Origin of the sequence: Paenibacillus ginsengarvi (assembly GCF_003626695.1) — a bacterium.
Taxonomy (GTDB): domain Bacteria; phylum Bacillota; class Bacilli; order Paenibacillales; family NBRC-103111; genus Paenibacillus_AB; species Paenibacillus_AB ginsengarvi.
This window is the reverse complement of the sequence record NZ_RBAH01000004.1, coordinates 372,333-388,872: the sequence shown is the minus strand read 5'-3', so window position 1 is coordinate 388,872 and position 16,540 is coordinate 372,333. Positions and strand designations below refer to the sequence as shown.

Genomic DNA, 16,540 nt, shown 5'->3' with positions numbered 1-16,540 from the left:
GCTCGCCGGCGGAGTTCCGGGAGTGGATCGCCGCTGCGAAGCCAGACTTAACCCCCTTCCAAGTTGCGCTTTAAAGCCTGATTACGTGAGATTTCAAGTAAGACTGCGAACGCTCTAGCTTGTGCAGACTATTCTCCATAATTAGGGGGTAGGACCGCTAGGAGCGGTTATGGCCTTGAATAAAAGTCTCAAAAGACTGCTATCTCTTTATACGCCGATAATGAAGTTGATTTAACATGCTCTAAAGACTCTTATTGTCACAAATTGCCGACATCGAACCGGGCTCATGTTCGTTCACTCGAAAAAAAGCCGAATACGCCCTGACGCGAGCGCGCAGGGCGTAACACATTTCACCGAATATAAAACAAATAACGTTTGCCGCTGTAGCGGGAATGTTCCCGGATGGTCTCCGATAGCTCCGATACGTCGAAGATCCTGCCGGACTCCGCAGCAATGCCTATTCCGGCTCGGTAGCAGCCGTACTTGATTTGCTGCTCCGCGATTTCGGACAAGAATGGGGCGCCCGCCTCCGGCAGCACCGCAATGGCCCGCGGATCGTCCGCGCCGTCAAGCTCCTTCCAGGCGATGCTGGACTTTAGCGGAGCTAAATAGGTGCGGCCGATTAAGCTCAAGAGGGCATCCTCATGACCGGCCCAACGCGCCGCAGCGGCGCCGATCGACTCGTCGTCGAGTTCGGCGTAAGCCGCGACCGGCCAGAACGAGCCGTCGAACAACGGCAGAAGCGGCTCAGGGACGTCTTGGAGCTGGCCCGAGACGAACAGCAGCCTCGCCCGTTTGAACAGCAGCTTCAGCAGTACGTCCTTGCCGATTACGTCCGGATGCTGGAAACCTTGCTCGAACAGTTTTCTCTTGACGCGAACGAATTGCTCGACATACGGCACAGCTTCCGGCAGCAGGACGAGTCTGCCCGCCCGCAGCCACATGGCCCGGATAAAAGCTTCAGGCTCGAGGGGCTCTGCACCGATGCCCGAGAAGTACCAGTCTCTCGCCGTATAATCGAGCCTATCTGCGCCAATCTGCGAGAACAGCAGCTCTTGCAGCACCGGATAATCGCCATAACGCCCGATTACCGACAGGACGCCTTCGGTTAAGCCAGGCGTTCTTGCCAGCACGTCTGCTAATTCCGGATGCTCGGCGATCATCCGGGTCGTCCACCTCTCGTGATGGATGCCGGTGATCGCTTCGAAGCAATGGGAGAGCGGGCCGTGCCCGATATCGTGCAGCAGCGCGGCGGTCAGGCCGATCTTGATTTCAAACGGCTCGAACCGGGTGCTTCCCGCAGCTTGCAGCTTCTCGATCATGCTGCGCATATTTGCATAGACGCCAAGCGAGTGGCTGTATCTGCTGTGGGTCGCTTCCGGCAGCAGAAGGCAAGTGTGCCCCTGCTGCTTCAGTCCGGCAAGCCTGCGAAAAGCGGCGGTGTGCGCCAGCTCGCGAATATCCACATCGTCGATCCGAATCGACCCGTGCAGCGGGTCTTGTACGATCATAGTACGGACTCCTATCTTTTGACAGCTTCATATACGAATGCGGAACTGGCTTTTGTCGGTGGTTTGCCATACTCGAAGTCCGCCGATAGAACGATGTCCGTAAAGCCGACGCTTTCCAGAACGAGCTTGAATTCCTCGATGCCGTACCAGCGCAGCGCGAAACGCTGCAGCTCGGTTTGCAGCAGCTTGCCCGCGCGCCATTTTTCGTATTTCAAATAGCTCACTTGGTACTGCTCGAACAGATTCGTCTCGACAAGCTTGCCCTCCATCGTGATCGTATCGCCGTTCGTAAGCTGATACGTCGACGTGCTGACTTTGCCTTTGTCGATATCGAACGTCTCGGGCAAAAACAGATCGAGCAGCAGACGGCCGCCGGGCTTCAGATGTTCGAACAGCCGCTTCAGGACGGCGATCGACTCGTCGCGCTTTTCGATGAGCAGAAACGAGCCGCCCGGAATAATAATCGCGTCGTAGAGGTCCGGCAGAGCCAATTCTTGAAGGCTTGCTTCGTATAAGTTCGCCTGCAAGCCCCGTTCGTCGCAACGCTTCCGGCATGAAGCGAGCATCTCCGGCGACGAATCAACGCCGTCTATCCGCAAGCCCGATTCCAAGAGCGGAATGAGTACGCGGCCGGAGCCGGCCATCGCTTCCAGAAACGTGCCCCCGAGCGCGTGCAGACGATTCCGGTAATACTCGATCTCTCCTCCGAACGAATGTCCAACCCGCTTCGTCAAATCGTAAACTTCCGTGCATAACTCTCCGTAGTAGCTGAAAGACATAATAGGTTCATTCTCCCTCCAAATCATAGGTGGCGGCAGGGAGTGCGCGTCTAAGGCTTACGCGTTCCGCACCGCAAAAACGATGCAAATTTCGCCATGGAAATTTGCCATCAAATGGGTTCGAGCTTCCTTCCGAATCGTAGAGACTGACATGTTCATCCCTCTTTCTGCGCTAAGTTACATCCATCATAGCAAACATTACCGCGCTGCGGGGAACCAAGCTTCTTTAAAACAAAATTGTCGCTTTTCCAGCGATTGCACAAAAACCGGCCAAACCACCCAATAGGGGCCGAAAGCGGGCGCAAATCGGCCGCCATCGCGCTCTAATCCTTGTCAAAAGGCTGTCGCAGCGGTGTAGGGTAAGGCCCTTCTATGATATAGTGGAAGCTGGAAACCAGACGTGAACATTGGAGGGAAATGACGTGCCCGCGCTGCAACAAGCGAAACAAATACTGAAAACCGCTTTCGGCTACGACAGCTTTCGGACAGGCCAGGAGGAGCTCGTATCGGGCATACTCGCCGGACGGGACGCCATCGGGGTCATGCCGACCGGAGCGGGCAAATCGATCTGCTACCAGGTGCCGGCGGCCGCGATGGACGGCATTACGCTGGTCGTCTCGCCGCTCATCTCGCTGATGAAGGACCAGGTCGATGCGCTTAACCAGACCGGGATTCCGACAACCTTCATTAACAGCACACTGACGGCGGCGCAGCTGAACACCCGTTTCCGCGAAATTGCGGACGGTAAGTACAAGCTCGTTTATGTGGCGCCGGAGCGTCTCGAATCGGAACGGTTCGGGCGTTTGCTTGGAGAGCTGCATATCCCGTTCGTAGCGGTCGACGAAGCGCACTGCGTCTCGCAGTGGGGGCACGATTTCCGCCCCAGCTACATGTCGATCAGCCGGGTGCTGGGGCTGATCCGGCCGCGGCCGGTCGTCGCCGCCTTCACGGCAACGGCAACGGATAAAGTGAAGGAGGACATCGTCCGCCATCTGCGGCTGCAGGACCCGGTCCGCGTAACGACCGGTTATGCGCGCGACAATCTCAGCTTGTCCGTGCTAAAGGGGGCCGACAAAAAAGCGTATCTCGCGGATTACGTGCGCAGCCGCCCGAACGATTGCGGCATCGTGTACGCGTCGACCCGCAGAGAGGTCGAGGACATTTGCAGCTACCTCGTCAAGCTGGGCGTGCGTGCGGGGCGCTACCACGCAGGGCTTGACGAGGAGGAGCGGGCGCGAGGCCAGGAAATGTTTTTGTACGACGAATTGAAAATCATGGTAGCGACCAACGCCTTCGGCATGGGCATCGACAAATCGAATGTGCGTTATGTGATCCATTACAACATTCCGAAAAATGTCGAGTCCTATTACCAGGAAGCCGGGCGCGCAGGCCGTGACGGGGAGCCGGGCGAATGTATCCTGCTGTACGCACCCCAGGACGTGATGACGCAGAAGTTTTTGATTGAGCAAGGCGAAGGGGACGAGGAGCGAAAAACGATCGAATACGGCAATCTGCACGGCATGGTTGAATATTGCCATACGACCGAATGCCTCCAGCGCTACATCGTCCGGTATTTCGGCGCTTCGGACGGCGAAGCTTGCGGCCGTTGCAGCAGTTGTACCGACGACCGCGAAGTCGCCGACGTGACGCTTGACGCGCAGAAAGTTTTTTCGTGCGTCGCCCGCATGAAGCAGCGTTTCGGCATTACAATGACGGCCAAGGTGCTGCGCGGCGCGAACGACGCCAAGGTGCGGCAGTTCGGCTTCGAGCAGCTGCCCACATACGGAGCGCTAAGCTCACGCAAGGAAAAGGACATCGTGGGTCTGATCAACGTCCTTGTCGCCGACGGCTACATGAAGCTGACGGACAGTCAGTATCCGGTATTGACGCTGACGATGGAAGCGAAGGCGGTGCTGGAGGGCAAGGAGCAGGTGTTCCAGCGGGTAGCGCCTACCGTGCGAAGCGCCTCGCGGGAGGAGCAGCTTGGCGACGAATCGCTGTTCGAGAAGCTGCGCCAGCTGCGCAAATCGTTTGCCGAACGGGAGCGGGTTCCTCCGTTCACGATATTCCACGATGCGACGTTGCGGGAATTGTGCGTTCAACAGCCGCGTACGGAAAGCGATATGCTGTCGGTCAAAGGGATCGGCAAGCATAAATACGACAAATACGGGCGCGCTTTTCTGGAGTGCATCGAGGAGCACGCGGCCGGACGGTAACGGACGTGCCTCCGCTGCCCCGGAAACCCGGGCAGGATACGTTCGCTTGCGGCTGGACGGACACAAGATGGCCGCCCGCAGCGGCGATCCCGTCGGATGTAGTAATCGATTAACAAAAAGAATCCATATAAGCGGAGAGGTTGATGAATATGGCAGATCATACAGGGGCGCAAGCTGAGCAAAAAAGAATACCGCTTCGGGCGGGTCAAACCGAACTCGTACTCGGAGCGGACAAGGAGAGGCATGGGCTCGTCTCGATGCGCTTGCCGGGGACAGGGTTCGACATCGTCAGGGAGCCTTACTATGCGTTGAACTTGTACCGGATTATGTACGACCGTCGTCTGCAAGGCATAGCCAGATACGAGCCGTTTACCGTCCGTGAGTTATCGGAGCGGGGTGTAACGCTGCATTTTACGCCGACGGAGGTTAATCCGTGTGAGATGGAAGCGGTGTATGAGATCAAGGACGACTCCACGATCGATTTGACCGTTACTGTAGAGGCGTTCAGGCCGGCGTCCAAGTTTGAAATTACGGTATCGTCCTATTTCGACTTTGCGCTGGAACCGTATATCGTGTTTCCAAACTGGCCGGGGCGTACGGATTCCGCCGACATGCTGCTGCACAAGGTGGAGGATCACCCGCTGATCAAAGGGCATTATGTCTACTTTCCACGCGATAACGAAGCCGGACATACCCGGCTGGACGGACGATGGCTGAACGAAAAAACCGGCCTGCCGATCGCTCCGTTCGTCACCGGCCCGTTCTACGGCAAACCGGTCGCGCTTATGTCGGACGGCGCTGTTAGTATCGTGCAGATGGCCGACCCGGACGAATGCGCCGCGATCGGAACGACGTATTCGAGCGCAGAGGATGCGGACAGCATCCGGAGGCATAATGCGCTTTATTTTACTTTATTCGGAGCGGATCTTCGCACGGGCGAACGCCGGACGGCGCGTTTGCGGCAGCATGTGCTTACAGGACGGCCGGAGCTGACGCCGGTGCTAGAAGCATATACTGATTTTAACAAAAATTAAGGTTTCCTTTATTGTACAATTAGCTAATATGGATTAATAATTTAAAGTATGATATGGTCTACTTGGACAATGATTTGTTATCCATGAACCGCAAAACTGCGGGCAAAGTCCTATCTACGGTGGGACTTTGTCTGCAACACGGACGGTTTTACTTCAAAACCGAGCCCTATGTCGCCGTCTACATTCGGCGATTTTTGTTTTTTGTAAGCTCGGAATGGAATGATTCGGTAATTCTTTTCGGATCGCATTCATGAATCGGGGCGTGGTCACTTGAAAAGGCCTTGGTCGCTTTTCCTTGCAGCCGCGATAACGATCGGAGTTGTGGCTGCCGCCGGCGTAATTGTTAAAAATAAACAAATATCGTCGATATCTGGATCGGGCACGCAGCCGCTGCCGATCCGCTCGTACGGGAACGAATTAAACGTCCGGGCCGAGCGGGAGAGGACGGCCGACTTTATTGGGAAGCGGCTGACCGGTCCGTATGGCATCTATACGAATTACAGCGAGACCGGACAGTCAGCGGAAGCGGCGACCGGACACGAGGTACTGAGCGAATCGGCCTCGCTTATGATGAGATATGCCGCGATAACGAAGAAACAGAGCTTGTTCGACCGGCAATGGGAGCTGGCGCGGCAAACGTTCGACATGAAAAGCGGCTTCAGCTACCGCTACAGTCCGACCCTGCCCAAAAAGTATGCCGTCAACGCGGCCGTGGACGATCTCCGGCTCATTCGCGCTTTGTACGAAGCCGGTGGGGCGTTCGCTGACGATCGTTATACGAAGGAAGCGATCCGATACGGCAGCCGCTTTTATTCGTATAACGTCAAAAACGGAAGAGTCTACGATTTTTACGATGAGACAAGCCGAACGGTTAATGACTTTATCACCCTTTGTTATATCGATTTGAAAACGCTTGGGGTTTTGCCGGTCACGGACAAGCAGCGGCAGTCTCTGCTGGATGCGATGCTGGGAATCGCGCAGAACGGCTACCTCGGCGACCGTTTTCCGTTATATGAAACCCGGTACCGGTATGTGGCCGGGCGGTACGAGTCGGAGACGATCCAAACGGTGGAGTCGCTGCTTACGATTTTGCACTTAGCGGAAGTGGAGCAAGCGCGGCCGGAATCGATTCGTTATATCAAAGAGCAGGTAAAAGAAGGAAAGCTGTTCGGTCAGTATACAAAAAGCGGCGTACCGGCAAGCTCGGTCCAATCGACGGCCATCTATGCGCTGGCCGCCATGCTCGGCTCGGAGATCGGGGACAAAGAGCTGTATGCGGACAGCATCAAACGGATGGGCGCATTCCAGATCACCGCTCCGGATCACGAGCTGTTCGGCGGCTTCGGCAACGCCGAAACCTATCAAGCCTATTCATTCGACAATTTGATGGCGCTGCTCGCTTATTCCTACTAAGGATGCTTAACGAAATAAATCACCCGCTACTACTAGGTCCTTTATTTCGTTAAGCATTCTACACACAACAACGAAGGTGGCGACACCCGCATGACGACGATAACGGAGACATTACGCATAAGGCACATAGGGCATCGGCTCGGCTCCGCTATTACGCCGTCTGTTTTTGCGGCGCTTGCCGTTTTATCGATAACAGGTTTCGCGTTGTTCATACCGCCTTATATCGGGATGGCCGACAACGGGGATTTTTTCCGCAGCATTTACAGCAACGGCCTTTATTTCAGCAATCCGGATTACGATCAATTACGCTTTGGGCATTTTGTCAGGCAGTACGGCATTTTTCAATACTACAACGAAAACGCCTCGATGATTTTTTCGTCCCAGGCGTTATTTTTGAAGGCGGCTATTTTTTTGAACAAGCTGCTCTTTCACCCTGCCGTATTCGATATCCGGTTTCAAGCGATCCTTTATACGCTGCTGTATACGGCTGGCGTCTACTTGCTGGTCGAGGCCGTAACCTGGAGAGTTTCGCGGAAACGGGGGTTCCTAATCGCAGGCCTAGCCGTGTTCGTTTTCGGCGATACCGCTTATACGGCTTATTTTAATTCGTTTTATGGCGAGAGCGTCATTCTTGTCGCTGTGCTGTTCATGTCGTCTTCCTGGCTGCTGTTGTACCGGAGACGCTACAACGACTATACCATGCTCGCTTTGTTTGTCGTCAGCGCCCTCATTCTGACCACGTCCAAGCAGCAAAATGCGCCTGTCGGGCTGATCGTGGCCGTGCTCGGTCTGGCGCTTATATGGATTCGCGAGCAAACCCGGTTTCGCATCCTTACTGCGTGCTCCCTTGTTGTTTTATTCCTCTCCGGAATTGTGACGTATATGATGATTTCGGATGAATTCGTGAACGTCAATCAGTATCATGCGATGACCCGGGGCGTCCTGATGCAGACGCCGGATCCGGATTCCGCACTGAAGTCGCTGGGGATCGACGAGCAGTACGCGATATTGAAAGGCACGATTCATTACGAGCCGTATGCGACGGTTGATGTCAACTCGGAGCTACTGCAAAAAGAGTTTTACAGTAAATACAGCTTTGTTTCGATTTTGTTTTACTATATCCAGCATCCGGACCAGCTTGGCTCAATTTTGCAAATCGCCGCCAAAAACGCCTTCACGATCCGGCCCGGAGCGATGGGCAACTACGAGCTGTCGGCGGGCAAGCCGTTTGGCGCGCATACGTCCTTTTTCTCGGCCTACAGCTTCTTGAAGGAAAACGCGGCGCCGAAGACGTTCGGCTTTATCGTCCTGTGGGCTCTCGTCGTGGTCGGGCTGTACGCGCCGACTTTCGTTACGGCCGTTATCGGCAGAAACGTGCGGCTCATGCAAAGAATGCTGTTTATGGTCACGATGATGCTCATCGGACTGGCGGGTATTTGCGTATCGATCGTCGGCGCCGGCGACGCCGATCTGGCCAAGCACGAATTTTTATTTACGCTTGCGTTCGATATCGTGACGTTTCTCACCGTAGCGGATGTAGTCGGCAGGCGGCTGTTCCGGGAAGCGGACGAACCGGCACAGCACGGTCCTCGTATTCCGCACAAGGGGGTGACGACCTTTGCGGCGCAAAAAAGTATGTAGCCTCCTTCTTCTTCTGCTCGCTTGTATGCTGCTGTTTCCCCCGGATTCCGGCGCTGCCGAACCCGCGGCGGCACAAACGGAGCGCGTGCTGCTGCTATATGACAGTCTCGGCATCGGAACGAGGGCGGAAGGCAACGTGGCGGTTATGGAGCGTTTGCTGGCCGCTTACCGAGCGCAAGTGACGAGCCTCAGCCTGGAACAATACAAGCGCGGCATGATGGGGACCTACGGCAAGTTGATCGTGGTTGTCAACGCACCCGATCTGGCCGTCTCTAACGAGGCGTTCCTCGCCGATTTCCGAGCGTTCAAAGGCGGTTATTTGCATATTGGCGAAAATGAGCCGTTTCGGCAAGCGGACGTGCACGTTCCGGTTTTTGAGAAAGGAATTGTAAACGAAGCCCGAATGGCCGAAGTGCTTGGAACGTGGCTCGACGTCAAGCTGCCTGGACGGACGTTTGCGCTTGTGAAGGACATCTACCCATTCTCGGATTTGCAGCTTCTGCAAAATATGGCGGACCGGCTGTATGATGCGGGCATTCCTTTTATCGCCAGCGTGCAGCCCGTATTCAGCAATACCGATTTTCCGGCGATGAAACGGTATCTGAGCGCGCTGCAATACGTGCAGTCGCGAAACGGCAGCATTATTGTGAACGCGCCCGTCGTGCAGGCTACGCCGGGTTTGAACGGGCAAACGCTGCAGGCGAGGATGGAATCGTTTATTGCCGTGCTGGCTGAGAACCGGATCGCTCCGCTTGGCATCGGCGCGGAATTGTACTGGACGTACGATACCGTTTTTGCAAACAACGGGATGCGGTTTTTCGATTCGGCGGTATTGTATCCCGACGTTTCTCCGCTCCATATAGAGCGAACGAATATGTCCAGGACGTTCGTTTCTTCGCTGTATAGCGTCCGCTTGGACGATTTGGCGAAGATGGGAAAGCTCGGGGGGCAGTCTCAGACGTTTCGGACGGATACGGCCGTTACTTTCGATTTTACCGACGACAAAGAGCTTCTTGCCAAAAACTTGAAGGCGCTCGTCGGCACAAGAATCGCCTTCGACGATTACAAGGAATACCGTCACGAAGTGCGCAGTGGCTCGCATACGATCGTTTCGTTACACGCAGCGGTGTCCATTGATGGCAAAATGGTTCACGAGCAGGAAGGCTCCGACCCGGTGAAGGACGACTATAAGTATCAGGAAGAGGTGCAGAAAAGCTTCACGACGCTGTTTTCTGTACAAAACCGGATTTTTATCGTGATCATTGCCGCAACACTCGTTATTTTTGGCTGCTTTCTCCTGATCGGGCGGCGTTTGTATTTGCGGAAATTTAAAATTCGGGGGTAATGGGTGTGACATTCGCCGATTATGTGATGGTAGCCGCCGTTATCTGTATCTGGTCGCTCCTGCTCGTCAACATCGTGCTCATCATTGCCGGATATGTCTACTATATGGAAGAAGAACGCAAAAGCCCGCCGGAGCTGAAGCATGGCGAGGAGCCGTTCGTCACGATTATGGTTCCGGCCCATAACGAAGGCAAAGTGATCGGGAAGACGGTCGAAGCGCTGCTGGCACTGGACTACCCGCACGATCGTTACGAGATTATCGTCATTAACGACAATTCGTCCGATAATAGCAGCGAGCTGCTAGCTCGCATACAAAACCGGAATCCGCTAAGAAACATGATCGTGATCAACACGGACAACATTACCGGAGGAAGAGGGAAGTCGAACGCGCTTAATATCGGCTTTGCCCAGAGCAAGGGCGAGCTGATCGCGATCTACGATGCCGACAATACGCCGGAGAAGCAGGCGCTGCGTTATTTGGTCGCCGAAATCGTGAACGATCCGAAGCTTGGGGCCGTCATCGGCAAGTTCCGCACGCGCAACCGGAACGTCAACCTGCTGACGCGTTTTATTAATATCGAAACGCTGTCTTTCCAATGGATGGTCCAGGCCGGCCGCTGGAAGCTGCTGGGGCTTGCTACGATACCGGGAACGAACTTCGTCATGCGGCGAAGCATCGTAGAGAGCATCGGGGGCTGGGATGAAAAGGCGATTGCGGAGGATACCGAAATCAGCTTCCGGATTTATATGATGGGCTACAAAATCAAGTTCCAGCCGCGCTCGGTCACCTGGGAGCAGGAGCCGCAGACGGTGAAGGTGTGGTTCAAGCAGCGGACCCGCTGGGCGAAAGGCAATATTTATGTCATCGTCAAAAATATGAAGCTGCTATTCCATCCGTCGGCGAAGCTGATCCGTTACGACATTATGTATTACATCTCCATCTACTTTTTACTTCTTATGGCGCTTGTCGCTTCGGATTTGCTGCTTGTTTTCCACGCCCTGGGCTACGTTCAGACGACGATTGCCGGGCTGAGCGCTTTTTTGTGGTTTTTGGCCATTTTGCTGTTTGTCATCGGGACGTTTGTGACGATTACGACGGAAAAGGGAGAAATGACGTTTTCCAATCTGGCGATCATCCTGCTTATGTACGTCTCGTATTGCCAAATGTGGCTGGCGGTTGTTTTATTCGGGATGTACCAATATTCGAAGGATGTCCTGCTCGTTCGGGAAGTGAAATGGTATAAAACCGAGCGATTTTAGAACGATATAAATAAACGCGAGACCAAGATTGCGGGTTCGATACTGTTACGGGAGAATGAGCCTCATGAACAACAAAACGATTGCCCTCCTTTTGCTAGTTCTGATCGTTATTGCTTCGTTCGGGCCAATCGTTTCGGCTGCGCCGGAGGCGGACGGCTCGAAGCAGTTCCGGTACTCGTTTGCGAATGCGGACACTTCCTTTTCCGGTACCCGAAGCTCGAAGCTGAGAACGTTTCAGCTTCCGGATTACTGGAACGTGCAGGATGTGACTTTGAATATGGATTACGCCGTGACGCAACTGCTGAAACAGTGGATCACCAGTGTAACCGTCTTCGTCAACGATACGCCGTTTTACTCGTTCCGCCCGGAGCTGAAGGAAGGCAGAATCCAGCATCTCTCCATAGCCGTTCCGAAGGAGCTGCTGCGCAAGGGCGACAACAAGTTGGAGCTGCAAAGCTATATTCGCACGCTAGACGACGAGCTCTGCTCGGTCGATCAAATTCCGGATCAGTGGCTGCAGCTTTCCGCCGCTACGGCGATTAACGTCCGCTATACGTCGCAGCCGCTTGACGGCACGATAGCCGACTTTTACGAGCGGTTTTCCGGGCTGGATTCGGTGTTTTCGGGCGAAAGCGCAATCGTTACTCCCGATCAGAGCGAGCCCGAGGAGCTGGAGGCTGCCGTGTACGCCTTGTCCGGCTTCGCGAGGAGCAATCCGTTCGAGGACAAGCAAATTCCACTTGTTCCGTATAAAGAGGATCGACTGAAGGACAAGGAACTGGTCGTGCTCATCGGATTGTATGACCGGCTTCCCGACGAGATCAAGACGCTCTTGGGGGATAAGGATGTCTCCGGCAAAGCATGGCTGCAGCTGCTGGATATCGGCGGCAAGACGGTTCTCGTCGCAACGTCGCGAAACAGGGAGCTGCTGACGAAGGCCGGGAGACTAATCGCCAATACGGAGCTGATGGGCCAGCTTCAGACGGGCGCGAAAGCGGTCGAGCCAGGCGCGGACGTGGCGATGCCGAAGCCGGCGTTCCGTACGCACATGGCGCTGACGGCCACCGGGGACGAACTGAAAGGAGCCGGTTATACGGAAAAAACGTATTTCGTGCCGCTGCCGGTCAACCGTACCGTCGTGAATGACGGAGAAATCCGCCTCCACTTCCGCTATGCCCAAAACCTGGATTTCAATCGCGCGCTTGTCACCGTATACGTCAATCAGACGCCGATCGGCAGCAAACATCTGACGAGGGAACTGGCAGACGGCGATACGGCTGTATTTACGATCCCGAGCGATCTCACCGTTTCCGGCAATTTTTCCGTTACGGTCGGTTTCGATTTACGTCAAGTGGAGGCGGCCTGTTTGGCGCCTCAGTCCAATTCGCCTTGGGCTTACACGACGAACGAATCGATGATCGACTTCCGCACGAAGGATCGGACCGAATTGTTGTTCGGTTACTACCCTTCCCCGTTCATACGCGACGGTATTTATAACCGCGTCGGGGTAGTTCTTCCGCAGAAACGTGACGACTATACGTACGAAACGTTCTCGAACCTGTTTAATTTGCTCGGAAAAAATGTTGGCGGCAATACCGGGGATGTGACCGTGTACGGGGACGATGTGCGGGCGGATGATCTGCAAGACCGCAATATTATTGCGATCGGCACGTACGAGGACAATGCCGTCATTCGCACAAGCAACGACAAGCTGTACTTTCAATACGACGGGACGGGCGGGTCGTTTCTCTCTAATGAAAAGATGAGCATCGATCCGGAGTATGGGAGCCGGGTTGGTACGTTGCAACTGCTGGATTCGCCCTATGCGGCCGGGAATGCGATGCTTGTCGTGACCGGAGCGCGCTCGGAAAGCTATTACCTGGCATCGAAGCTGCTGGCGAACGAGAAAGGAAAATGGAGTCTATACGGCGACGGGGTGCTCACGGACAAAGACGGGATCCTCCGGGCGTTCCGGTTTAAAAAGGAAGCCGGCGACCGCTCCGGTTCATTCTTGCCGGAGCTGCTGGTCCGGCGCGATGTGCTCCGCTTCTCGGTAGCTGGCGGCACGACGATGATCGTGGTGCTGGTGTCGCTGCTGCTGCTCACACGAAAGCACCGGAAGAAACGGAAAAAGCGGGGTGGCCGGCGATGAAGGTAAGAAACAACAGCTTGGTCTCGGATATCGCATTTCTGCTGTTTCTTGTGTTGTGCATGATATGCGTAGCGTTTACGTCCAGCGATCCGAACGCATACGTCCATAATTTCGTCTTCCTGAATATCGCGGTGCTGATCGCCGTTATTACGTATTTTACGAACGTGACAACCGGTCTCGTCCTCAATGTCGTCTTCCTGTTCGGTTACGGGACGTTCATCGTATACGATGCGGTGTCCCATGGCGGCGCGATCGGACTGAGCGCTTACTTCTGGATGCTCGTAACCCCGCTGCTTACGGTTGCGGTATGGCTGTTTACGCTGGCTTCCCGCAGGCTGCAAGCCGAAAATGAGGAGCTGCGCTCGCAGACGTCCAGACTGGCGACATTGGACGAAAATACCGATTTGAAAAACGTAGTATCGTTTACGAGGGACGTCGGCATCTTCGCGGGCTTGTCGGCCCGATACGGCATTCCGCTTACGCTGCTTGTTATCAAGATCAAGTACTTGAAGGAAATCAGGGGCATGATCGCGGACGAGCAGCTCACAGAGCTTATTGCAGGCATCACGAACGTCAGCCAGAGCAGCATCCGCACGAACGACGCGATTTATTTGCTTGATAAAGAAGATACGATGTGGGGATTGCTTCTGTTTACCGACCGGGAAGGGGCGAATATCGTCATGGACCGGATCCGGCAGACGTTCCGCGAAGCGAATATTTTGAAACATTCGGGCCGGCATCGAGTCGACTTAAGCCTCAAGATGGGGGCGCTGGAATACGACGGGAAAACAATCGAGACCCCGATCGATTATATCGTTCAAGCGAAAAAACAGCTCGAGTACGATGTATAAACGGCTCCGGGTGATATAGACCGGTTAAAGACAGCCTTATCTGTTGCCGCTCCGAAGAGGGCTGGCTTATAATGGTCCTGAACCAGTGACGCGGCAGCGCTCGGTCTCCCGACTTGTTCCGGGAGACCTTTTTTTGGCGGGCGCGCCCATTAGCCTAGAGGAGGCGATTACCGATGAAATGGAGTCTTTGTTCGACGGGAAACCGGGACAAGCCGGTGGAATACGTACTGAACCGCGCAGCGGAGCTGGGGCTTGCCGGCATCGAGCTGTGGACCGGACATATCGACGAATACGCGTTGCGAACCGGGTCCGTGGACGGTCTAGACGAGGAAATCCGCCGCCTTGGACTTGCGGTGCCGGCCGTAAGCCCATACGCCTATTTTTCCAAAAGCGACGAGGAACGCGAGGAAAGCTTGGCGGTTATCGAGAAAGCGGCGCAATACGCCGTCCGGTTCGGAGCCCCGCTCGTCCGGATTTTCTTCGGACATCTGTCATCGAAGGATGCGCCCGCTGAAATGTGGGACAAAGCCATGAAGGCACTGAAGAAGGCGCTTACAATTGCGGACCGCTACGGCGTCAATCTGGGTCTGGAGCTGCATAACAATACGTTCGCCGATCAGATCGAATCGATCCGCCGTATCTTCAGGGAGGCGGATCATCCGCGGCTGCGTATGATTTTCGACGGATTCAACCTGTATCTGGACCGCGTCGATCAACTGGAGGCGCTGCACGTTTTGTACGGGTATACCGACCATGTTCACATGAAAAGCTATTTCTGGAATCTGGATGCACCCGAAACGCGCCGTCCGACCCCTGTTCTGGACGGAGACGTAGATAATGTAAGCGTATGTCAAGCGTTATACTCAAACGGTTATGAAGGCTTCATCTCGTTCGAATATTTCGGGGAAGACGGGGAGCGGTGCGTCCGCGATTCCGTGGCCGAGCTGCGCAGCCGCGGTTGGATGCCTGGACCTGCTTCCGTGTAAGAGCCAGGCAGGGACTGAGAGGGACTCCGCTTATTTGGTCGCCCGCCCCGTTTTTTTGGTTTGGCGCCAGCGGCGCAAATATTCGCGGTTGTATTCGCGGTAATATTCCCAGTTATCCATTTTCCATTGTTTATTATACGCGGTTACTTTTTCGAGATTCGCTTCGCGGTAGCGGCGGCTTGCTTCGCGGTGTCTTTCGAGTCTTTGTTCGTCCGTGTAGACGCGTTTGCGCGGCATGTTAGATGCCCTCCTTGTACGGAAATGGGAGAATGTGTTGTTGATACGTATTGTATCAGATTGTGGCCGACGAGCCAATAGTTTTGTGTCAAATTGTATCAAAAAATAGTGAGATCTAGATCTTTCGGCACGTCACCGAATGTTCGCTGGTTTTACGGCGGGCGATCCGCTATGCTGGACATATAAGACCAAACGGAGAGGAGAACGGTTCCATGCTTCGGAAATATGTAAGCTGGGGAGCTATCGCCATGCTGCTCGCGGTCGCGATCGGAGCATTCGGCGCGCACGGCCTCAAGGATAAAATCGATGCAAATATGCTCGCGGCTTATGAAACCGGGGTACAGTACCATATCGCCCATGCGCTGGGACTCATTCTGATCGGCCTCGCTGCGGACAAGCTGGGGGAATCGAAGCTTGCGGCCAGAGCGGCCGTCTTCCTTCTCGCAGGCATCGTGCTGTTCTCGGGCAGCTTGTATGTGATGGCTGTGACAGGAATTAGCAAACTCGGCATCATTACTCCGTTCGGCGGCGTGTCGCTTATGATCGGCTGGGCGTTTCTCGCCGCCAGCGTTCGCAAGCGGGGATAAACAAACAAAAAAGACGGGGGGAGCTGCGATCATGCACGCTCCCGCCGTCTTTTTCGTTTATTGGTAAAGCATAATTCATCGAAATGCTTCTATCAAGAAGCTTTTCACATTACTAGAAAAAGCCTGGGCCGAATCCAAATCCAGGACCGAATCCAGGGCCGAATCCGGGACCGAATCCAAATCCAGAACCGAATCCAAAGCCGCCGGCTGTCCCAATTGCGAGCAGATCGAACAACGCAAGAGGCACGAACGCTTTCGTTTTCACCGTTTTGCCTTTCGATTGCTCCAAGATCAGCTGATTGCCTTTCATGCCCCGCAGCAGTCCGGTGACGATAGCGCCGTCCTTGCGAACCGCATAAATCCGTTTGCCGACGAGCTTCTTCACGTCTTGCCGTTTGACGGTAGATTGCATTAGGAAGTCCTCCCTTCGCGAGTCTACCTCATACTATGCGTGTGGCGAGCTACTGCTTGGACAAACGACCACGGGGACGAAAATGCGGCTTGTCTTGCGAAGCTGCAACCTGTCACA

At 54.7% G+C, this 16,540-nt stretch carries 14 protein-coding genes; 10 read left to right on the top strand and 4 right to left on the bottom strand.

Features of this window, described 5'->3' with window-relative positions; genetic code table 11:
• Positions 1-350: 350 nt before the first annotated feature.
• Positions 351-1,511 carry an HD domain-containing protein gene (locus D7M11_RS08375; protein WP_120746705.1) on the bottom strand — a complete coding sequence of 387 codons (1,161 nt, stop codon included), beginning with the start codon at positions 1,509-1,511 and terminating at the stop codon, positions 351-353.
• Positions 1,512-1,522: 11 nt separating this feature from the next.
• Entirely contained in the window at positions 1,523-2,290 is a 768-nt protein-coding gene (locus D7M11_RS08370) for a class I SAM-dependent methyltransferase (RefSeq protein WP_120746704.1), read from the bottom strand.
• Positions 2,291-2,712: 422 nt separating this feature from the next.
• Here D7M11_RS08370 and recQ point away from each other — a divergent pair, with 422 nt between their 5' ends.
• The 9 genes from recQ (at position 2,713) to D7M11_RS08325 (ending at position 15,187) form a co-directional block, all read left to right on the top strand.
• Positions 2,713-4,506 (top strand): DNA helicase RecQ, encoded by a 1,794-nt coding sequence (gene recQ / locus D7M11_RS08365; RefSeq protein WP_240041005.1) that lies wholly within the window; start codon positions 2,713-2,715, stop codon positions 4,504-4,506.
• A gap of 149 nt (positions 4,507-4,655) precedes the next feature.
• Positions 4,656-5,540, top strand: a complete 885-nt coding sequence (locus tag D7M11_RS08360; RefSeq protein ID WP_120746703.1) for a hypothetical protein — start codon at positions 4,656-4,658, stop codon at positions 5,538-5,540.
• Positions 5,541-5,810: 270 nt separating this feature from the next.
• Complete coding sequence (locus D7M11_RS08355; RefSeq protein ID WP_120746702.1) at positions 5,811-6,953, top strand: hypothetical protein; 1,143 nt, start codon at positions 5,811-5,813, stop codon at positions 6,951-6,953.
• A gap of 90 nt (positions 6,954-7,043) precedes the next feature.
• On the top strand, positions 7,044-8,594 hold the full coding sequence (wsfD, locus tag D7M11_RS08350) for a glycan biosynthesis hexose transferase WsfD (protein ID WP_193556142.1): 1,551 nt from the start codon (positions 7,044-7,046) through the stop codon (positions 8,592-8,594).
• Positions 8,595-8,619: 25 nt separating this feature from the next.
• Positions 8,620-9,939 (top strand): DUF2334 domain-containing protein, encoded by a 1,320-nt coding sequence (locus tag D7M11_RS08345; RefSeq protein ID WP_193556141.1) that lies wholly within the window; start codon positions 8,620-8,622, stop codon positions 9,937-9,939.
• 5 nt (positions 9,940-9,944) lie between these two features.
• Positions 9,945-11,198 carry a glycosyltransferase family 2 protein gene (locus D7M11_RS08340; RefSeq protein ID WP_120746700.1) on the top strand — a complete coding sequence of 418 codons (1,254 nt, stop codon included), beginning with the start codon at positions 9,945-9,947 and terminating at the stop codon, positions 11,196-11,198.
• A gap of 64 nt (positions 11,199-11,262) precedes the next feature.
• On the top strand, positions 11,263-13,350 hold the full coding sequence (locus tag D7M11_RS08335; protein ID WP_158606511.1) for a cellulose biosynthesis cyclic di-GMP-binding regulatory protein BcsB: 2,088 nt from the start codon (positions 11,263-11,265) through the stop codon (positions 13,348-13,350).
• A complete protein-coding gene (locus tag D7M11_RS08330) occupies positions 13,347-14,201 on the top strand; it encodes a diguanylate cyclase domain-containing protein (RefSeq protein WP_120746698.1) in 855 nt (284 codons plus the stop codon). Before D7M11_RS08335 ends, D7M11_RS08330 begins: the two co-directional genes overlap by 4 nt.
• 173 nt (positions 14,202-14,374) lie before the next feature.
• Entirely contained in the window at positions 14,375-15,187 is an 813-nt protein-coding gene (locus D7M11_RS08325; RefSeq protein ID WP_120746697.1) for a sugar phosphate isomerase/epimerase family protein, read from the top strand.
• A 30-nt stretch (positions 15,188-15,217) separates the two neighbouring features.
• Here D7M11_RS08325 and D7M11_RS08320 read toward each other — a convergent pair whose 3' ends face one another.
• Entirely contained in the window at positions 15,218-15,424 is a 207-nt protein-coding gene (locus D7M11_RS08320; RefSeq protein ID WP_120746696.1) for a hypothetical protein, read from the bottom strand.
• A 212-nt stretch (positions 15,425-15,636) separates the two neighbouring features.
• On the opposite strand from D7M11_RS08320, the gene D7M11_RS08315 reads away from it, so the two are divergent.
• Positions 15,637-16,011: a DUF423 domain-containing protein gene (locus tag D7M11_RS08315; RefSeq protein ID WP_120746695.1), complete on the top strand. Its 375-nt coding sequence runs from the start codon at positions 15,637-15,639 to the stop codon at positions 16,009-16,011.
• 112 nt (positions 16,012-16,123) lie between these two features.
• On the opposite strand, the gene D7M11_RS08310 is transcribed toward D7M11_RS08315, so the two are convergent.
• Positions 16,124-16,423: a hypothetical protein gene (locus D7M11_RS08310; protein ID WP_120746694.1), complete on the bottom strand. Its 300-nt coding sequence runs from the start codon at positions 16,421-16,423 to the stop codon at positions 16,124-16,126.
• Positions 16,424-16,540: the final 117 nt, after the last annotated feature.

Excerpts from the sequence above, each read along its gene's own strand:
- D7M11_RS08310 (WP_120746694.1), bottom strand. The coding sequence starts at position 16,423 with ATGCAATCTACCGTCAAACGGCAAGACGTGAAGAAGCTCGTCGGCAAA.
- D7M11_RS08360 (WP_120746703.1), top strand. The coding sequence starts at position 4,656 with ATGGCAGATCATACAGGGGCGCAAGCTGAGCAAAAAAGAATACCGCTT.
- D7M11_RS08335 (WP_158606511.1), top strand. The coding sequence starts at position 11,263 with ATGAACAACAAAACGATTGCCCTCCTTTTGCTAGTTCTGATCGTTATT.
- D7M11_RS08325 (WP_120746697.1), top strand. The coding sequence starts at position 14,375 with ATGAAATGGAGTCTTTGTTCGACGGGAAACCGGGACAAGCCGGTGGAA.
- wsfD (WP_193556142.1), top strand. The coding sequence starts at position 7,044 with ATGACGACGATAACGGAGACATTACGCATAAGGCACATAGGGCATCGG.
- D7M11_RS08345 (WP_193556141.1), top strand. The coding sequence starts at position 8,620 with ATGCTGCTGTTTCCCCCGGATTCCGGCGCTGCCGAACCCGCGGCGGCA.
- D7M11_RS08370 (WP_120746704.1), bottom strand. The coding sequence starts at position 2,290 with ATGTCTTTCAGCTACTACGGAGAGTTATGCACGGAAGTTTACGATTTG.
- D7M11_RS08375 (WP_120746705.1), bottom strand. The coding sequence starts at position 1,511 with ATGATCGTACAAGACCCGCTGCACGGGTCGATTCGGATCGACGATGTG.
- D7M11_RS08330 (WP_120746698.1), top strand. The coding sequence starts at position 13,347 with ATGAAGGTAAGAAACAACAGCTTGGTCTCGGATATCGCATTTCTGCTG.
- D7M11_RS08320 (WP_120746696.1), bottom strand. The coding sequence starts at position 15,424 with ATGCCGCGCAAACGCGTCTACACGGACGAACAAAGACTCGAAAGACAC.
- D7M11_RS08315 (WP_120746695.1), top strand. The coding sequence starts at position 15,637 with ATGCTTCGGAAATATGTAAGCTGGGGAGCTATCGCCATGCTGCTCGCG.